Raw genomic sequence first — 17808 nt, 5'->3', positions numbered from 1 at the left:
CAGGCATTATTCGTTACATCGGGGAAGAAATGAGCTTACCTTTTGTTATATTGGTTATTTTAATTATTTGCTTGTTTATATTAATTTTCTTTTTGTTTATGAAAGAAAAAAAAGGTAATGGTATAAATAGATTACCTTTCTTAATACAAGCTAATTATCGTAAAATTACGTCTGATGAATATCAGATAATTTGTGACTATCTTAAATATACCAATTCTGAACAAATCTTAATAAAGACAAAAGAGGCTACAATAAGAAAATTATTTGATTTTCCTAAAAGAAATGCCTGGGTTTCTACTGGCTGTAATGCAATAACACGCTTCTCTTTAATCAACGATCAAGATAATTTATGGCGCTATTTTATTGATTCTAAAGAAGTTCATTTACCCCGACAATTAGAACCTTACTTAACAACTCAAAATGTTATGGATGTTGTTGATACGGATACCTTACCGCTTGTTATCTCAGTAAATAATCATTTCTTGGGTGATTTTAAGCAAAATTTTAAAGAGTTTCATTTAACTAAAGAAATAACATTTCCACCAGTTAATGCCATTATTCAAGAGAGTGGTCAGCAGTTAGTAAAGTTTATTAAAGTCAGAAAAGAGACATTGGAAGAGTATAAACTTAATCGATCATTTAGTTTATGGGGCGGTGGTGTTATTTGTGTTGGGCTAATTGTTTGTGCACTTTCGTTATTCGCTATTACTATTTTTTTTCCTTGGTTAATGTTGTTTGGCGGGCTAACTTTTATTATTGGAGTTTATCTTCTTTATCGGCCATATATTTTTCGTAAGAGATATCAACAGGATATTCGTTGTGTGGTAGGTAAGCCTAAACGATGGGGTTTATTTGGCGAGTTTGATAAAGGTAAAAAACATAATATTTCATTGGCTGGAATTGATCTTATTTATCCATCTCATTGGGAGCCATTTCTGGAATATGAGATTGATCAGGCTATTAATATTGATATGTATGCAAACGGTTACGTTGTTCGTCAAGGACGTTATTTATCTTTACATGAAGAGGCTCGTCGTTATCCATATAAAAGATATGGCAAAAATTTAATGTTGGTGATAACCAGTTTTTTCCTTATGTTATTACTTCATTTCTATGAACCAGTTCATTTACCCGCGAGATTAATTTTTCATTGGCTTAATGGAGAAAATTATCTACAGACAACAAATTATGCCGAATTGGAAGTGATGCCGTTACAGATTGGTGACTATATTGCAGTTAAAGGTGTGGGTATGTGCTATGTACCTATTGATTTTATAGAAAAAGGAAATAGGTTTGATTTTCTTCCTTTTGATTGTTCCGGTATTTACTGGAATAATATAAACCCATCTCCTATACCTGAATCTGATATAGTTGAAAAAGTCTTTTCTCTTTCAACAACAGTTAAACAGCAGCTTTATTTTAATAATTTGGATCGTAAAGTTAATCAGCAGCTTCGACGTGAGATTATGAAATCTGGTATGAATTTACTTGATAATTTCGCTGATATCATCTTAAAAACAAATTCATTATGCCCACTTAATAATGAGTGTTTTCGTTTAAAGAGCGCGTTAGTTAATTTAAGTGATACCTATGAATGGTCGGTACTTGTTACCAGAGCTAAAAATGGAAAATTAGCGGGTACCAATGTGATATTGCGGCCAGGTGGGGCAGAAACTTTGGAAAAACTGGTTAATGAAACGACATCTTTTTATATTAATAGAGAAATAGAAAAAGCAGCGGCGTTATTGAATACACCACCGACCAGAGGTGTATTACTTATCAGTGATGAAGGAAAACCGTTTGTAGATTTAGTTTCATTCCACTCTCCTGTTGTTGATTCTTATTCTCCATTACAAAAATGGCAAGAGCTGCAAAAATTGTCAGATATTTTAATGCATACTCCTTTTGAAGCAGAAGGTATTATTACTAAATTATTTGTCGATGCAAAAGGTACGCGTCATATTATTTTACATAGTAAACCTAGTTCTATGTTACTTTTACGCTATATTAGTGCTTTTCTATTAAACTTGGTTTTAATGGCAACTTTTATATTAAATCTTATTCTGGTTATTACACGTAAGCGTATAAATAAGTGGCGATTAAAAAGTATTCGGCAATATTATGAGCATTGTTTCAATATTGTCTCTTCCACTGACCAGCAAAAAAATATTTAACCTAATGAAAAGAGTATGAAAACACAGTCAGATATGGATTTGATTATTCGTTTAGATAAATGGTTATGGGCTGCACGTTTTTATAAAACTCGAGCAATTGCTCGTAAAATGATTGAGGGTGGCAAAGTTCACTATAATGGGCAGCGAAGTAAACCAAGTAAAGTCGTTGAAAAGCATGCCATTATAAAATTAAGACAAGGAAATGATGAGTTAACTATAGAAATATTGGCCATTAGCGATCAGCGACGGGGCGCATCAGAAGCAAGAGCGTTATATTGTGAAACACAAGACAGTATTGTTAATAGGGAAAGATTGGCTTTAGCGCGTAAAACTAATTCATTAACCATGCCAAACCCAGAACGTCGTCCTGATAAGAAAGAACGACGTAACCTGATTAAATTTAAGCATACAAATTTAAATGAGTCATTTTGATGACAACTTTAGCAATGAGAGAAAATATGTCTAAACATGACCAGTTACACCGTTTTTTGTTTCAGGATGATGCTGTTCGTGGTGAGCTAGTTTCAGTCAATGAAACTTATAAAAAGATACTCGATCAACACGATTATCCGTCAGCAGTTAGTCTATTATTGGGTGAATTGTTAGTTGCCACTAGTTTATTAACAGCAACTTTAAAATTTGAAGGTGATATTACCATACAAATTCAGGGAGATGGCCCGGTAAAAATGTTGGTAATAAACGGAAATAATCACCAACAAATGAGAGGTGTTGCTCGTATTAAAGGTTCAGTTACTGCTCAATCATCATTAAAACAGATGGTTGGCCAAGGTTATATGGTGATCACAATTACACCAATAAATGGTGAGCGTTATCAAGGTGTTGTTGCATTGGAAGGTAATACAATAGCGGAATGTTTGGATGATTATTTTAAACAATCAGAACAGTTGCAGACACGTTTATTCATTCATTCAGGTGAAATAAATGGTGAGCCTGCTGCTGGTGGAATATTATTGCAGGTATTGCCCTCTTCTGGTATTGAAAGTCAGCATCAATTTGATCATCTGGTGCAATTAACCGCTACGATTAAGGGCGAGGAACTATTTACTTTAGAGCCAAAGGAAATTCTTCATCGTCTTTATCATGAAGAAGATGTGACATTATATGATCCACAGCTAGTCGCCTTTCATTGCAATTGTTCAAAAAAGCGTTGTGAAAACATTTTGCTATCTCTTTCTGATGAAGATATTGAGCATATATTGCATGAACGTGGTGAAATTGATATTGAATGTGAATTTTGTGGGGCTGTCTATCTGTTTAATAAACAAGATATAGAGGAATTGAAGCGAATTAAAAAACAGCAAATTCATTGAGTCGGTATTGCTTATTTTATACCGTAATAAAGGATATAAATACATTTTTTTACTGTAGCGTTGATTGTGCTCTAGATCGCATTTTTAGTTCAGAAAATAGTTTAGATGAAATTTATTGATTTTTATCGCTGTTAATTTCGAGTAAAAATTTATGATATGTCCTAATTAAGGTTAATATTCATTTAGGAGCATAAATTAATGAGTGCAAAAAAAAAGATTACTCCAGAAGAGATGGCTAGATATGGTATTCATCAAGTAACTGAAATCGTTTATAACCCAGGATATGAACAACTATTTGCAGAAGAAACAAAACCTTCTTTAAAAGGCTATGAACGTGGGATTGAAACCAACTTAGGCGCAGTAGCGGTTGATACCGGTATTTTTACTGGTAGATCACCAAAGGATAAGTATATCGTTCGTGATAACGTTTCTAAGGATACTGTTTGGTGGGCGGATCAAGGTAAAGGAAAAAATGATAACAAACCGATGACCGAAGCGGTTTGGCAATCATTAAAAGATTTGGTGACTAACCAATTGTCAGGTAAGCGTTTATTTATCATTGACGCTTTTTGCGGTGCAAATGCAGATACCCGTTTAAAAGTGCGTTTTATTACCGAAGTTGCCTGGCAGGCACATTTTGTCAAAAATATGTTTATTCGACCTACTGAACAAGAATTGATTGATTTTCAACCAGATTTTGTTGTAATGAATGGCGCAAAATGTACTAATCCCAACTGGCAGGCTCAAGGCTTAAACTCAGAAAATTTTGTGGCGTTTAATTTGACTGAGCGTATGCAACTGATTGGCGGTACTTGGTATGGCGGTGAAATGAAGAAAGGATTGTTTTCGATCATGAATTATTTGCTGCCATTAAAAGGAATTGCGTCAATGCATTGCTCCGCTAATGTTGGTGAAAAAGGTGATGTGGCTATCTTCTTTGGTTTGTCTGGCACAGGAAAAACAACTCTTTCGACCGATCCTAAACGTAAATTAATTGGTGATGATGAACACGGATGGGATGATGATGGTGTGTTTAATTTTGAAGGTGGTTGTTATGCTAAGACCATACATTTGTCTGAAGCGGCAGAGCCTGATATTTATCATGCGATCAAACGCGATGCACTATTAGAAAATGTCACTGTTTTGACTGATGGCTCTGTTGATTTTAATGATGGAACCAAAACAGAAAATACCCGCGTTTCTTATCCTATTTATCATATTAATAATATTGTTAAACCGATTTCAAAAGCAGGCCATGCGACAAAAGTTATTTTTTTGACAGCTGATGCATTTGGTGTTTTGCCGCCGGTATCTTGTTTGACGCCTGAACAAACTGAGTACCACTTTTTGTCGGGTTTTACCGCTAAATTAGCGGGCACTGAGCGCGGTATAACTGAACCAACGCCAACTTTTTCAGCCTGTTTTGGCGCGGCTTTTCTGACATTACATCCTACTCAATATGCTGAAGTATTAGGTAAGCGAATGAAAGCGGCTGGTGCAAAAGCATATCTGGTTAATACCGGTTGGAATGGAACGGCTAAACGTATTTCGATTAAAGATACTCGTGCAATTATCGATGCGATCTTAAATGGGGATATAGATAAAGCAGAAACCATAAATTTACCGATTTTTAATTTAGCTGTACCTACCAATTTGCCAGGAGTTGATAACAATATTCTGGATCCTCGTCATACTTATACAGATAACAATCAATGGGAAGTTAAAGCTAAAGATTTGGCTAAGCGATTTATTAATAATTTTGAAAAATATACTGATACCCCAGTTGGGGCGGCACTTGTGAAAGCTGGCCCTGAGCTGTAATTTTCAATAAGAGTTGTCAATAGTAAAATAAAAAGTGCATAGAATATAATAAAAGCTATGCACTTTTTATTTAGTTGTGAATATTCATGAACTGAAAAGGAACGGCAAAATTTTGCTTAAATTTTCTCTATCGTTTTGCGGTTCTGTTAGTTAGAGCGGATAGGATATAAGTCAGGAAGTGAGGTCTATTAAAACATTTTGTTAAAAATTGATAAAAGTTAAAAAAGTGCCAGCGCTAGGCTGGCATAAGTAAACACTGGAAGCAATGTGAGCAATGTCGTCCTTTCATATGATCCCAGAAAGGTTCATCTGAAAGTATTTTAATGATAATGGTTATCACTATCATTTGTAAAGTGATTTTTTTAATATAAATGTAAAAAAATCATTCATTGTGATAATATATTGATAATTATAATATATTTATATGATAGTTAATTCACAATTTAAAAACAATTGGTTTTATCGTTGATAGCAAATGGCTAGATCACTTTAGCTGACAATATTAAGAATTTAACTATAACGAGATAGTTATGATTTTGTCAGGTGTTGAGCACACGCCCAAGCTGAACTCCATGCCCATTGAAAGTTATATCCGCCTAACCAACCAGTAACATCAACCACTTCACCAATAAAGTAGAGTCCGGCTACTTTTTCTGATTCCATCGTTTTTGAGGAAATACTATTTGTATCAACGCCTCCAAGAGTGACTTCTGCGGTACGATAACCTTCTGTGCTATTTGGTTGTATCTGCCAGTTGTGTAGCATTTCCGCAATCGTATTTATCTGTTTCATATTAAGCTGTTTTAACGAGTTATCTGGGATTTTTTTTAATACTTGTAATGTCTCGATAAGTCGTTTAGGTAGATATTTTGTTAATAAGTTTTTTAACGATAGATTAGGATGAATGGTTTGTTCATGGATTAAACAATCGATCAGATTAATATTGGGAAATAAATTAATACTTATATGCTCCCCAGGTTGCCAGTAACTTGAGATTTGCAAAATAGCTGGGCCTGATAATCCTCTATGGGTAAACAGAAGATTTTCTTGGAATGTCATGGCATTTTGTGAACTGATTTTTACTGGAATAGCAATGCCAGAAAGTGTGTGTAAAACGTCAAGCAGCTCCTTATGTAATGTGAAAGGCACTAAAGCTGCTCGCGTCGGTTGGATGGTATGGCCAAATTGCTCAGCTATACGATAACCAAAAGGAGTTGCCCCCAACTTAGGCATTGAAAGGCCACCGCTAGCAATAATTAGTGCGTTTGAACTAATAATTTTTTCATTAACATACACTAAAAATTTATTATCTATTTTTTTTATCTGAGTGATTTCGCTTTGCAAGCGTAAACTAACGCCAGCTACTTTACATTCAGTTAATAGTAAATCGACAATATCTTGTGCGTTATTGTCACAAAAAAGTTGACCTAATGTTTTTTCATGATAAGGAATATGATGTTTTTGTACTAACTCAATAAAATCCCATTGGGTAAAGCGAGCCAGTGCTGACTTACAAAAATGGGGATTAGTAGATATATAAGCATTAGGATCAATATAAAGATTGGTGAAGTTGCATCGTCCGCCACCAGACATTAAAATTTTTCTACCCGCTTTTTTGCCATTATCCAATATCAGTACTTTTAACCCTTTTTGGCCTGCATTGGCTGCACAAAATAGACCGGCCGCTCCTGCACCTATAATGATTACGTCAAATTTTTCCACAAAATTTCTCTTTTATCTGAAAAGATATTTATTAATAATACAAATAGCGCGTTTTTTATTAAATAGCGTAAAATATTTATTACGATTTAAATTTGTGTGGACAAATGTTAGTAAGCACTATAAATCTACATATTTTTTATTTTATTAACTTAATGAAAGTAAAGAATATTTTTGTTTTATTTGTTTTTTTTGTCAATTAAAGTCAAAAAAGATGTAGATTTTGCTTCCACCGCTAACGTTTGTCACTGATAATGCATTGAGTTCATATTCAACAAATTGGCTTAAGGTTTATGCTACATTTATTTACTGGTTTGGATTTTTACACCGGTCTGTTATTAATACTAGCGCTATTATTTGTGCTATTTTACGAAGCAATTAATGGTTTCCATGATACCGCAAATGCAGTAGCAACGGTTATCTATACTCGAGCAATGCGAGCTCAATTTGCGGTTGTTATGGCTGGTGTTTTTAACTTTTTTGGCGTTATTTTAGGTGGCTTGAGTGTTGCTTATGCTATTGTGCATTTGTTGCCAACAGATCTTCTCTTGAATGTAAGTTCTGCTCATGGCCTGGCAATGGTTTTTTCCATGCTATTGGCGGCCATTATTTGGAATTTGGGTACCTGGTATTTGGGGTTACCGGCTTCTAGTTCACATACATTAATAGGTGCCATTATTGGTGTTGGTTTAACCAATTCATTAGTGACAGACTCCTCTATAGTGGATGCATTGAACATCCCAAAAGTTATTGAAATCTTTCTTTCCCTCATCCTTTCTCCTGCTATTGGTTTTGTTATAGCTGGATTGCTAATTTTCTTTTTACGCCGTTATTGGAGTGGTACGAAAAAACGTCGTCGTATTCATTTAACACCGGCTGAGCGAGAGAAGAAAGATGGTAAAAGAAAACCCCCTTTTTGGACACGTACTGCATTGATTTTATCTGCCGTTGGCGTCAGTTTTTCTCATGGTGCTAATGATGGTCAGAAGGGTATTGGTCTTATTATGCTAGTGTTAATTGGCGTGGCGCCTGCCGGGTTTGTGCTTAATATGAATGCCAGTGGTTATGATATAACTCGTACCCATGACGCGATAGTGCATCTACAACATTATTATGAAGAGCATCAGTCAGCGGTAAAACATATTGTTAATAAGTCACAACATGAGTCGGAATTGGAAATTTTAGATGAGAAATTCCATTGTGATAATTCACGTCCTATTACTGTGCTAAAACAGACATCACTGATGTTGACGGATATTCAAAGTTATTCAGCACTAAAACCTGAACAACGTAATCAAATGCGCCGATTATTAATGTGTTTATCTGATACAGCATTAGATGTAGCTAAACTACCAGAGACGTCCTCTTCGGATGCTCGTTTTCTGCGTAACTTGAGTAACGATTTGCTTAATACAGTGGAGTATGCGCCACTGTGGATTATTATTGCCGTTGCTTTGGCGCTTTCTGTCGGTACTATGATTGGTTGGCGACGTGTTGCTATAACGATTGGTGAAAAAATTGGTAAAAAAGGTATGACTTATGCGCAAGGTGTTTCTGCTCAAGTTACTGCGGCAGTTTCCATTGGTGTTGCAAGTTATACTGGTATGCCTGTATCAACAACACAAGTTTTATCTTCTGCGGTAGCCGGTACGATGGTTGTTGATGGTGGTGGTGTACAAGCTAAAACAATTAAAAATATATTACTGGCTTGGTTATTTACATTACCTATTTCTATTATACTTTCTGGTTTGTTTTATTGGATATCATTAAAATTTATATAGACATATCAGATAAACTATATATAACAAAAAATAGTGATGCTTAATTTGGACATCGCTATTTTTTTTCATTGAATAATATATTATCTATATCATTTAAATATTACTTGAGTCCATTAATATCACCAAATGTTCCATATTAAACTTATAAAAACAATAATACTTAATCCACTAATTAACATGAATTGTTTGCGAATACGTTCACAACGTAAAATGACTTCGGGATCGTGATGATTAGTGTATTGTTGAGTATTAATATAACGGATTAGTTTTATATGCTTAGTCCATTGGCCATGGGCGGTAAAGAATCCGTTGCCATCAACAGATTGATAGAGCAAGGGATCAGATTCCCGCAAAATAAAAAGTAATACTCGGATTGAAGAAAAATATCGCATCATATTTATGATGCAAAGTATACATAATGCCCAAAACCATACATGCATATTAAGATAATGACCTCAAAAAATACAGATTTAGCCACTGATATTGTTTTTAGCAAGTGCAAAAGAAGATATTTGCTTATCAGTTGCCGGTTTATTTTAATTGTAGAATAATCTAACAACTTCACAAAATGACCCATTGGGATTATTTTTATCAGTTTAATTTTTATGATGCATATTTTTTAACAAATAATTGATATCTTCAACACTATGATTTTTATGCTAAATTATGGAAAATTTAACTAATTTGGTCTATGCTAATTATTCTGAAGGTATCTATTTTTCATAATTTATGGGTAAAATTTTTATTAAACTATGTTTAAGATGATATTAAACTATCAGGTTTGACCGCTAAGTATTTATCATAAAAACAGGTGTTCTTTTTTAAGAGCTACGTTTGAAAGGAGCTAGATATGGCTTACAAACATATTCTTGTTACAGTTGATTTATCCCCAGAAAGTAAAGTTTTAGTCGATAAAGCTGTCTCCATGGCAAAACCTTATAATGCAAAAGTTTCTTTAATTCATGTTGATGTAAATTATTCTGATCTTTATACCGGCTTGATTGATGTAAATCTTGGTGATATGGAGCAGCGTATCACTAAGGAAACTCACCATGCATTGACCAAATTAGCCAAAGAAGCTGATTATAAGATTGAAAAAGAATTGAGTGGCCGAGGTGATCTTGGGCAGGTTTTGGTTGATGCAATCAAGGAATACAAGGTAGATTTAGTTGTTTGTGGTCATCATCAGGATTTCTGGAGTAAGTTAATGTCCTCGGCTCGCCAGCTGATTAATACTGTTCATGTTGATATGTTAATTGTGCCATTAAAAGATAGTGATTGATAATATTTATTGGTAAATCAATTTTTTCAATAAAAACCCTTGATTATTCAAGTGTTTTTTTATTAATTTTCGATAAATTAAATCGACTTATATTTTGCTAGAAAATGTGATTAAGACACAAAAAATCTCATTAAAAATAGAGATAAATTAGTGATATATTCAATAAGTAAATTCACACCTAGCAGGTCATTCTGCAAAAATAAATGTTAATAAGTATGAAAATATCTTAATTTATCTTTTAATCTAAGGAATTTTGTATGAAAGATGGTTTATCTTTAGAGACATTCCTAACACCAATCCAATCACGTTATGCTCATCAACCTGAATTCTTACAAGCTGTGCGTGAAGTTTTTACTTCCCTGGCGCCGTTTTTACGCGATAATCCTCAATATTGTGAACAGGCATTACTGCAAAGAATAGTAGAGCCTGAAAGGGTGATTCAGTTTCGTGTTTGTTGGGTAGATGATAAGGGAAATGTTCAAGTTAATCGAGCCTGGCGGGTACAATTTAATTCGGCAATTGGCCCTTTTAAAGGTGGAATGCGTTTTCATCCTTCAGTTAATTTATCAATTTTAAAATTTCTCGGCTTTGAACAAACTTTTAAAAATGCGTTAACCACTTTACCTATGGGTGGCGGTAAGGGTGGCTCAGATTTTGATCCTAAAGGAAAAAGCCAGGCAGAAGTTATGCGTTTTTGTCAGGCATTGATAACAGAGCTTTTCCGACATTTAGGTCCTTATACCGATGTTCCTGCTGGAGATATTGGCGTGGGTGGGCGTGAAGTCGGTTTTATGGCAGGTATGATGAAGAAGCTGTCTAACAACACTTCTTGTGTTTTTACCGGTAAAGGCTTGTCTTTTGGTGGTAGCTTAATTCGACCTGAAGCGACCGGCTATGGTTTGGTCTATTTTACTGATGCGATGTTAAAACATCATGGTTTAGCGTTTGAAGGAAAACGAGTATCCGTTTCTGGCTCAGGAAATGTTGCTCAGTATGCTATTGAGAAATGTATGTCTTTAGGCGCTAAGGTTGTTACCGCTTCCGATTCAAATGGAACCGTTGTTGATGAAGCAGGCTTTACAGCCGAAAAACTTAACCGATTGGAAGCAATTAAAAATCAATATGGTCGTGTTGAGTCATATGCAGAAGAGTTTGGTTTGACTTATCTTAAAGGAAAAAACCCTTGGTCGGTGCCAGTAGATATTGCCTTACCTTGCGCCACTCAAAATGAACTTGATATAGAAGATGCGAAAATTTTAATTAAAAATGGTGTTCAAGCGGTTGCTGAAGGTGCAAATATGCCGACAACAATTGAAGCTACTGAAGCGTTTATTGAGGCTGGTGTTCTGTTTGGACCGGGAAAAGCGGCCAATGCCGGAGGGGTTGCAACATCAGGTTTGGAAATGGCACAAAATGCGGCGCATTTGAGTTGGACAGCAGAAAAAGTGAATAGCCGCTTGAAACATATTATGTTAGATATTCACCAGAATTGTGTGAAATATGGTGGAGAAGATAAGCAGACTAATTATGTTAAAGGCGCTAATATTGCCGGTTTTGTTAAAGTCGCCGATGCGATGTTAGCACAAGGTATCCTGTAATAAATCAATAGCGATAGGGCAAATTAAAAACTAATTATATCGCTTAATGCTAGTAAAATTCTGAATATTATTTTGCTTATTGAACATCGCCTGCAACTATCCTTTTCAGGCGATGTTGTTAGCAAAAATTTGTCGATTATTATTTATCCTATCAGCTGACCTATAGTTATATTAATCTTCATTTAGACTCATATGCAGGCGATCAATTAAAGGTTTAAACAAGTAATTTAGTAGCGACCGTTCGCCAGTACGAATAAAAACTTCTACTGGCATTCCTGGTTTGATGGTTAACTGATTTAGGCGTTGACGATTTTCATCATTTACTTGAACCTGTAATAAATAATAGGGCTCGCCAGTCTGTTCATTAAGTAGCCTATCAGCAGAAATCATCGTCACGTTGCCTTCCACTTTAGGAGTCGTACTTTGATTAAATGCAGTAAATTGTAACTCTACCGGTAAACCTAATTTCACTTGATCAATCAAATGTACCGGAACCCGTGCATCAACCAATAGTGGTTGATCATCGGGAACAATCTCCATCATTTTTTGCCCGGCAGCGATTACGCCGCCTTCAGTAAAAATTGACATACCAATTATGGTGCCAGCAACCGGGGCACGTATTTGAGAATTATTCAGCATGAACTTTGCTTTAACGAGCTGACTGTTGGTATGATTAATCTTTGTTTGTGTGTCTGCTAGTTGGGCATGAACATCTTTTTGATATTCTTGTTGGAGTTTTTCGCTAAGCAGTTTTTGTTCTAATATTTGATGTTGGATGCGACTAATATCACCAAGTGTTTGCGCTAAATTACCATCGACTTCGGTATATTTATTTTCAGTTTCTAATAATGTATTGCGAGCAATATAGCCGTTTTTTTCTAATTCCCTTAATCCTTCTAATTGTTGCAATAACATAGTAAGTTGCGTTTTTTGGCTCTTTGCTTTTTGTTGTTGGGCATATAAAGTAGCGTTCAATCCGGTTATTTTTTCTTTAATACTGGCCAACTCTAATTGTAAAACTTGATATTGGTTTTCCAGCAATTGTTGATTTAATTGAATAAGTTCGCTTATATCATGTTTCTTCATTTCACCTTGCAAAGCGGGTGAGAAAATCAACCGTTTTTTGCCCTGCTGTTCAGCTAATAAGCGGGCTTCTCTTACTAACAGTTCGTGGTATTGTTTTAGTTTTATATTGTATTCTGCATGCACTTCAACGGTGTTGAGTGTTAAAAGAATTTGTCCTGCTTGTACTTTTTCACCATTATTAACGGATAGTTGTTCAATGATCCCGCCGTATTGATGTTGAATAGTTTTATGATTGCCTGCCACAATCACATTACCTGATACAGGAACCCCTTTATCTAAAGGAGCCAGTGCAGACCATAATAAAAAACCACCAAATCCAATAGTCACTAATGACCAGCCTAAGTATACAGCTCGTTTTTCATTACTGATTAATTTGTCTGTTAAGATAGGAGATGATTTGTGATATTTACCTTGTGCTGACATATTTTTTTCCATTAATTGCTATTATTTTTACAGACTGAAATATTGAAGGATCACGTTGTTAGTTGTGACGTTTTATGTTCATTTAATAATGTTTGTGGTGTTCCAAAACGTGGTGACATTCCGGCTTGTAAAATTAGCACATGCTCTACATATCTGAGCAGAAAAGGGCGATGGGTAATTATAATAAGGGTGCAATGTTGTTTTTTAAGTTCTTCAATCGCAAGGCACAGGGCTTTATCTCCTTCGCTATCAAGATTAGAGTTAGGTTCATCGAGAATAATTAAACGGGGAAGGCCATAAATAGCTCGCGCCAAAGCTATTCGCTGTTTTTGTCCGCCAGATAAGCCACGGCCATACTCGCCTAATTGAGTGTCATATCCATTAGGTAAAGTGAGAATTAAGTCATGCACTCGGGCAATTTTGGCGGCAGTAATTACTTTGTCTACGTCAATTTCAGCAAAACGAGCAATATTTTCTGCGATTGTACCATCGAATAATTGTATATCTTGCGGTAGATAACCAATATGAGGCCCTAAAATTTCTCTATCCATTTGGTGAATATTTGCACCATCCAACCGGATGTATCCTAAAGTAGGAGGAAGTGCGCCGACAAGTATCCGAGCTAATGTCGATTTCCCTGCACCAGATGCACCAATAATAGCCAATGTTTGGCCGGTAGAGAGTGAAAATTGGATATCAAATAACAGCGGTGGATATTCAGGATCAGGGCGGTAGAGAACATTTTCAACGCTTAATTCGCCAGTTGGCGCAGGTAAAGTCATTACTTGTTTACGGGGAAGATGCTGTTTGAATAACTGATCTAAGCGTAGATAAGCCTGTTTGGCATTATTATATTGTTTGCTAACAGCAATAAGTTGGTCGATCGGGCTGAGTACACGTCCCACCAGAATAGAACTGGCGATCATCATACCTGCGGTCAATTCATTATTAGTGACTAACCAGGCCCCCATGCCTAATACCAGAGATTGCAGCATCAAACGTGAGGTTTTTGACCATGCGCTGGTGGCTGAAGTTCTTTCGCTGGCTAAATTCTGTTGGGATAAAAAAGCGTGATGGTAGCTTAACCAGCCGCGACGTATATTACCTAACATGCCCATTGCCTCGATTACATCTGTATTACGCAAGTGGGTAGAGGCCTGATTAATAGCTTTGCGAGCCATTAGATTGGCTTGCGCTAGTGGTTTATGAGTATAACGTTGATTCAGCCAGGCAAGTAGGGAAATAAAAGTTGCGCCACCTAAGGCTAGATAGCCTAACCATGGATGGAGTAAAAACACCACACAGAGGAAAAAGAGAAACCAAGGCGCATCAAATAAAGCAAATAGAGCGTTCCCTGTTACGAATTGGCGTAGAGTTGTGAGATCACTTAACGCTTGGCTGGCTTGTGAATCATTATATTTTAAGCTTTGCTGATAAGCTGCATTGAATACCGATTGATTAACTGATAGGTCTAGGCCTGTGCTAATACGTATAACAATCAGATTACGCACCCATTCGAGTACGCCAATAAATAAATAAATGCAAATAACAAGTAGTGTCAACATTAATAACGTCATTTTATTATTTGACGCCAAGACACGATCATAAACTTGTAACATATAAATGGAGGGGGCTAGCATCAGTATATTAATGATAGCGGTAAATATGCCAATACTATAAAACGCTTTTTTATATGTTTTTATTTCATTAATTAATATATTGCTATTTTTAGTTTTTGAATTATCTGTCATGCTATTCCCATTTTTATTTTTATAAGATTCAATCCTAATATTCATTATGTAAATAATTAAAATATTGGAAAATGTTTTTCATTTTCCAATCCGGTTAAAATTAATATGACAATTTTAAAATTAGTAAACGACGTTGTTTTTATTAGATTATATTATCTATCCCTATGGATAAATAGCGTTTTCATAATCAATCGTTCCATTATCACTCCCTATATTTTGATTATTTTCAACCTGATAATCAGCATAGCCCATATCCGAATGTTGTCTATGATAAATATTATTTTCATTATGTTTATTATTGAATAATGGTTGATAGGAAGGGTTATGGCTGAAGGGCTTGTTCTTATAAAGAATGTCAGTAGTAATCTTATTGTCAGGGCTTTTATTAACTGACTGATGGTCATTTGTTGTTAAATGAATTTTTTTATAGTCGGTATATCCATGATTTGTATTGCCAATGTCACCATAACCTTGTTCGAACACTATTACCTCTTCAATAATATCAACTTGTGGAGAATAAGAGGCGAGAAAATCCTTGAAACTGTAGTTATAATCAATGGAAAAGAAAATATCACCTTGAAAATTATGGTGATCATTAGATAACATGCCAATGTCAGTGCCATTATAAAATATTTTTACTTTAGTAGAATATTTATAACTATCAGAAATTCTTACTATATCATTATTTTCATTTCTTGGAATTTGATAATCATTTGGATCGTATTTAAGTTGAAAAAGAGAACCCTCTGGATATTTGTCAAAGTTTATTAAGCCAATATTAAGATGGTTATTTGAGTGATCTTTTTTTTCGTAGCGGTGGGCAAAAATGGAATCGATAAGTCTATATTCATCGGGTATGTCAGTATATTCAGTACCCTCTTTGTCACAAACTGCAAGTTTATAGACGTCGTCTTTTTTTATTAATTTTAGATATGTTATTTCTTTTGGTAATTGATGACGAATATTTTTGCCATGATCATGAATAAATAACTCACTGCCATCAATAATATTATTATTTTGGTCGGTTATTTCTTCAGTAATATAAAATCCGGTGGTCTTGAAATTATAAATTACTTTATCATCTTTATAAATCACCGCTTCGTATACATCATCATCTATGCTTGAACTTCCTTTATTGTCTAATAATTCACCCTTTTTAATCGTGTACGGCGGTTGTTCTTGTGAAGTTGCATATTGGGCTAATGGGGAATCTTTATGATTGTATATTTTGGTACCGTTGAGTTGTGATGATGGCAGATCTTTTTGCTGAATATGATTGATACTGGGACTTAGTAACTCATTTTTATGTAAATGTGGCTGATCAAAATATGGGTCTTTAAGAACTTCTCTACCATCTATCAAAGAAGCTTTATATTGTTGCTCCTCTTTCTCAACAGCCAGATAAACCTTGCCACCATAGCTTGTATGCAGATTATGAAGCGCATTGGAAAAAACAAAGGATTTTTGCTGTTGGCCATCAATTTGTTTGAAGAAACCGGTTTCGCTAAGTAATTCGCTAACTTTTTCTTTTCCATCATATAAAGATAATGCACTGACCATACCCTTACCGAGTTTTTTTACATTGAAAATAGTACCCAAAGGTTTATTGGCCAAGTTCATATTATTTAGCGCATTAGGATTAATTTCTGTTAATTGAGTAATTATTTCATTTACTCTTTCTTCAGTTATTTTTCCCTCAAAAATTTTTTGATCGTATTTTGAGTTTATAATTTTGAGTTTATGTTGATATTCATAACTATCGGTAAAATATTTAGTGCCATCTTCATTGGTAAACACTAATTTAATTTCATTGTTATTATTTTCAATTAATTTTAAATAGTGATAATCACCGGTTATTTTAATATCGAAATAATCTCTAGATGCTGTATTATAGCAACGAATATAATTACCATAACCTGTGTATTCTACAGTAGCAAATTTACCAACAAATTCTTTTGTTTCTAAACTTTTTATATCAGCGATATAATAATTTACATTTTTAATTTCACCATCTATTATTTCTTTTTTGCTAGCAATAAATTCACCTTTAGTCACTTCTAAAGCATTTATTTTTCGCATGGCATTATCGCTATTATTTTCATTAAGCCAATTTTTAAAATTTTCATTTTCATTTTTAATTAGCTCTAAATATTTTTCTGGATTTTCATTATGTAAAAGTTTATCTAATAATTCAGGTTTTTTTGCTTTTAAATACATAGTAAGAGCAAGACCTACTTTATAAACCTTGGCATTTTCATGAAAGTCATTTTAATATTTTAATTTTAAGAACTCAGATATATTTTTTGATTTTATTTCATCTTCAGTTAGATCAATGCTATTTGCTTGGGCATTAAATTTATTATCGGAAAAATATTCAATATAATCAGCGATACCTTCTTTTAATATGGTAGGTAAGTGAGCTTCATTAGCTATATTTATATTAGTTAAATAATGGGTAAATTCATGTTTAAGATTAAAAACATTGCCCTGTTGATATACATATATGGTCGGTGGATTTCCTGAATAAAATTTACCACCTTCGGTTCCTAAACCTTTCTCTTTACCATAATGTTGGTAATCTTCGTTATTATCGAATATATATATTTCAAGTGGCTTTTCGCTTGATTTAATATTTTTTAAGTCAGCAAAAATTTTAAAATCATTTACCGCCTGTTGGATTTCTTCAATTATTTTATTTTGTTTTTTGGGGGAGGGATTTCTATAATTAAGAATAACTTTTATTTTTTCTGTTATGGTTATTTCTTGTTTTGAGGTTTTGGTGTTGAAATAATAATCAAATGTATCCTGTTGTTTTATTTTATGATCCACAAATTATCTCCAA

At 34.4% G+C, this 17808-nt stretch carries 13 protein-coding genes; 7 read left to right on the top strand and 6 right to left on the bottom strand.

Translation table 11 applies throughout. The features are described 5' to 3' along the window. The first annotated feature begins 29 nt into the window (after nt 1-29). The 4 genes from WH390_RS09175 (at nt 30) to pckA (ending at nt 5326) form a co-directional block, all read left to right on the top strand. The gene (locus WH390_RS09175) at nt 30-2174 is read left to right on the top strand and encodes an IgaA/UmoB family intracellular growth attenuator (protein ID WP_032115761.1); all 2145 of its coding nucleotides are present in this window, start codon (nt 30-32) and stop codon (nt 2172-2174) included. Between the two features lie 15 nt (nt 2175-2189). After that, nucleotides 2190-2606, top strand: coding sequence for a ribosome-associated heat shock protein Hsp15 (gene hslR, locus WH390_RS09170; protein WP_406850563.1), 417 nt, complete (start codon nt 2190-2192; stop codon nt 2604-2606). A 26-nt stretch (nt 2607-2632) separates the two neighbouring features. Next, nucleotides 2633-3505 (top strand): Hsp33 family molecular chaperone HslO, encoded by an 873-nt coding sequence (gene hslO / locus WH390_RS09165; RefSeq protein ID WP_032115846.1) that lies wholly within the window; start codon nt 2633-2635, stop codon nt 3503-3505. A gap of 198 nt (nt 3506-3703) precedes the next feature. Beyond that, the gene (gene pckA / locus WH390_RS09160; protein WP_032115763.1) at nt 3704-5326 is read left to right on the top strand and encodes a phosphoenolpyruvate carboxykinase (ATP); all 1623 of its coding nucleotides are present in this window, start codon (nt 3704-3706) and stop codon (nt 5324-5326) included. Nucleotides 5327-5854: 528 nt separating this feature from the next. Here the strand turns inward: pckA and WH390_RS09155 are convergent. Then, nucleotides 5855-7048, bottom strand: coding sequence for an NAD(P)/FAD-dependent oxidoreductase (locus tag WH390_RS09155; protein WP_032115764.1), 1194 nt, complete (start codon nt 7046-7048; stop codon nt 5855-5857). 290 nt (nt 7049-7338) lie between these two features. Between WH390_RS09155 and pitA the strand changes: the two genes are divergently transcribed. Continuing rightward, nucleotides 7339-8826 (top strand): inorganic phosphate transporter PitA, encoded by a 1488-nt coding sequence (gene pitA, locus WH390_RS09150; protein ID WP_032115765.1) that lies wholly within the window; start codon nt 7339-7341, stop codon nt 8824-8826. Nucleotides 8827-8945: 119 nt separating this feature from the next. Here the strand turns inward: pitA and uspB are convergent, their stop codons facing one another. After that, nucleotides 8946-9266 (bottom strand): universal stress protein UspB, encoded by a 321-nt coding sequence (uspB, locus tag WH390_RS09145; protein ID WP_032115766.1) that lies wholly within the window; start codon nt 9264-9266, stop codon nt 8946-8948. A 410-nt stretch (nt 9267-9676) separates the two neighbouring features. On the opposite strand from uspB, the gene uspA reads away from it, so the two are divergent. Continuing rightward, nucleotides 9677-10108, top strand: coding sequence for a universal stress protein UspA (uspA, locus tag WH390_RS09140; RefSeq protein ID WP_032115767.1), 432 nt, complete (start codon nt 9677-9679; stop codon nt 10106-10108). A 257-nt stretch (nt 10109-10365) separates the two neighbouring features. Continuing rightward, entirely contained in the window at nt 10366-11706 is a 1341-nt protein-coding gene (gene gdhA, locus WH390_RS09135; protein ID WP_032115768.1) for an NADP-specific glutamate dehydrogenase, read from the top strand. A 171-nt stretch (nt 11707-11877) separates the two neighbouring features. Here gdhA and WH390_RS09130 read toward each other — a convergent pair whose 3' ends face one another. The 4 genes from WH390_RS09130 to WH390_RS09115 form a co-directional block, all read right to left on the bottom strand. Next, nucleotides 11878-13215, bottom strand: coding sequence for an HlyD family type I secretion periplasmic adaptor subunit (locus tag WH390_RS09130; RefSeq protein ID WP_406850562.1), 1338 nt, complete (start codon nt 13213-13215; stop codon nt 11878-11880). A 50-nt stretch (nt 13216-13265) separates the two neighbouring features. After that, nucleotides 13266-14966, bottom strand: coding sequence for a type I secretion system permease/ATPase (locus WH390_RS09125; protein ID WP_052044904.1), 1701 nt, complete (start codon nt 14964-14966; stop codon nt 13266-13268). A gap of 162 nt (nt 14967-15128) precedes the next feature. Continuing rightward, the gene (locus tag WH390_RS09120; RefSeq protein WP_052044905.1) at nt 15129-17183 is read right to left on the bottom strand and encodes a hypothetical protein; all 2055 of its coding nucleotides are present in this window, start codon (nt 17181-17183) and stop codon (nt 15129-15131) included. Between the two features lie 51 nt (nt 17184-17234). After that, complete coding sequence (locus WH390_RS09115) at nt 17235-17795, bottom strand: collagenase (protein ID WP_052044906.1); 561 nt, start codon at nt 17793-17795, stop codon at nt 17235-17237. Between the last annotated feature and the right edge of the window lie 13 nt (nt 17796-17808).

Source organism: Candidatus Arsenophonus nilaparvatae (genome assembly GCF_045346035.1).
In the GTDB taxonomy this organism is placed as follows: domain Bacteria; phylum Pseudomonadota; class Gammaproteobacteria; order Enterobacterales; family Enterobacteriaceae; genus Arsenophonus; species Arsenophonus nilaparvatae.
The sequence above is the reverse complement of the archived record's forward strand: the minus strand, read 5'-3'. Positions and strand labels throughout refer to the sequence as shown.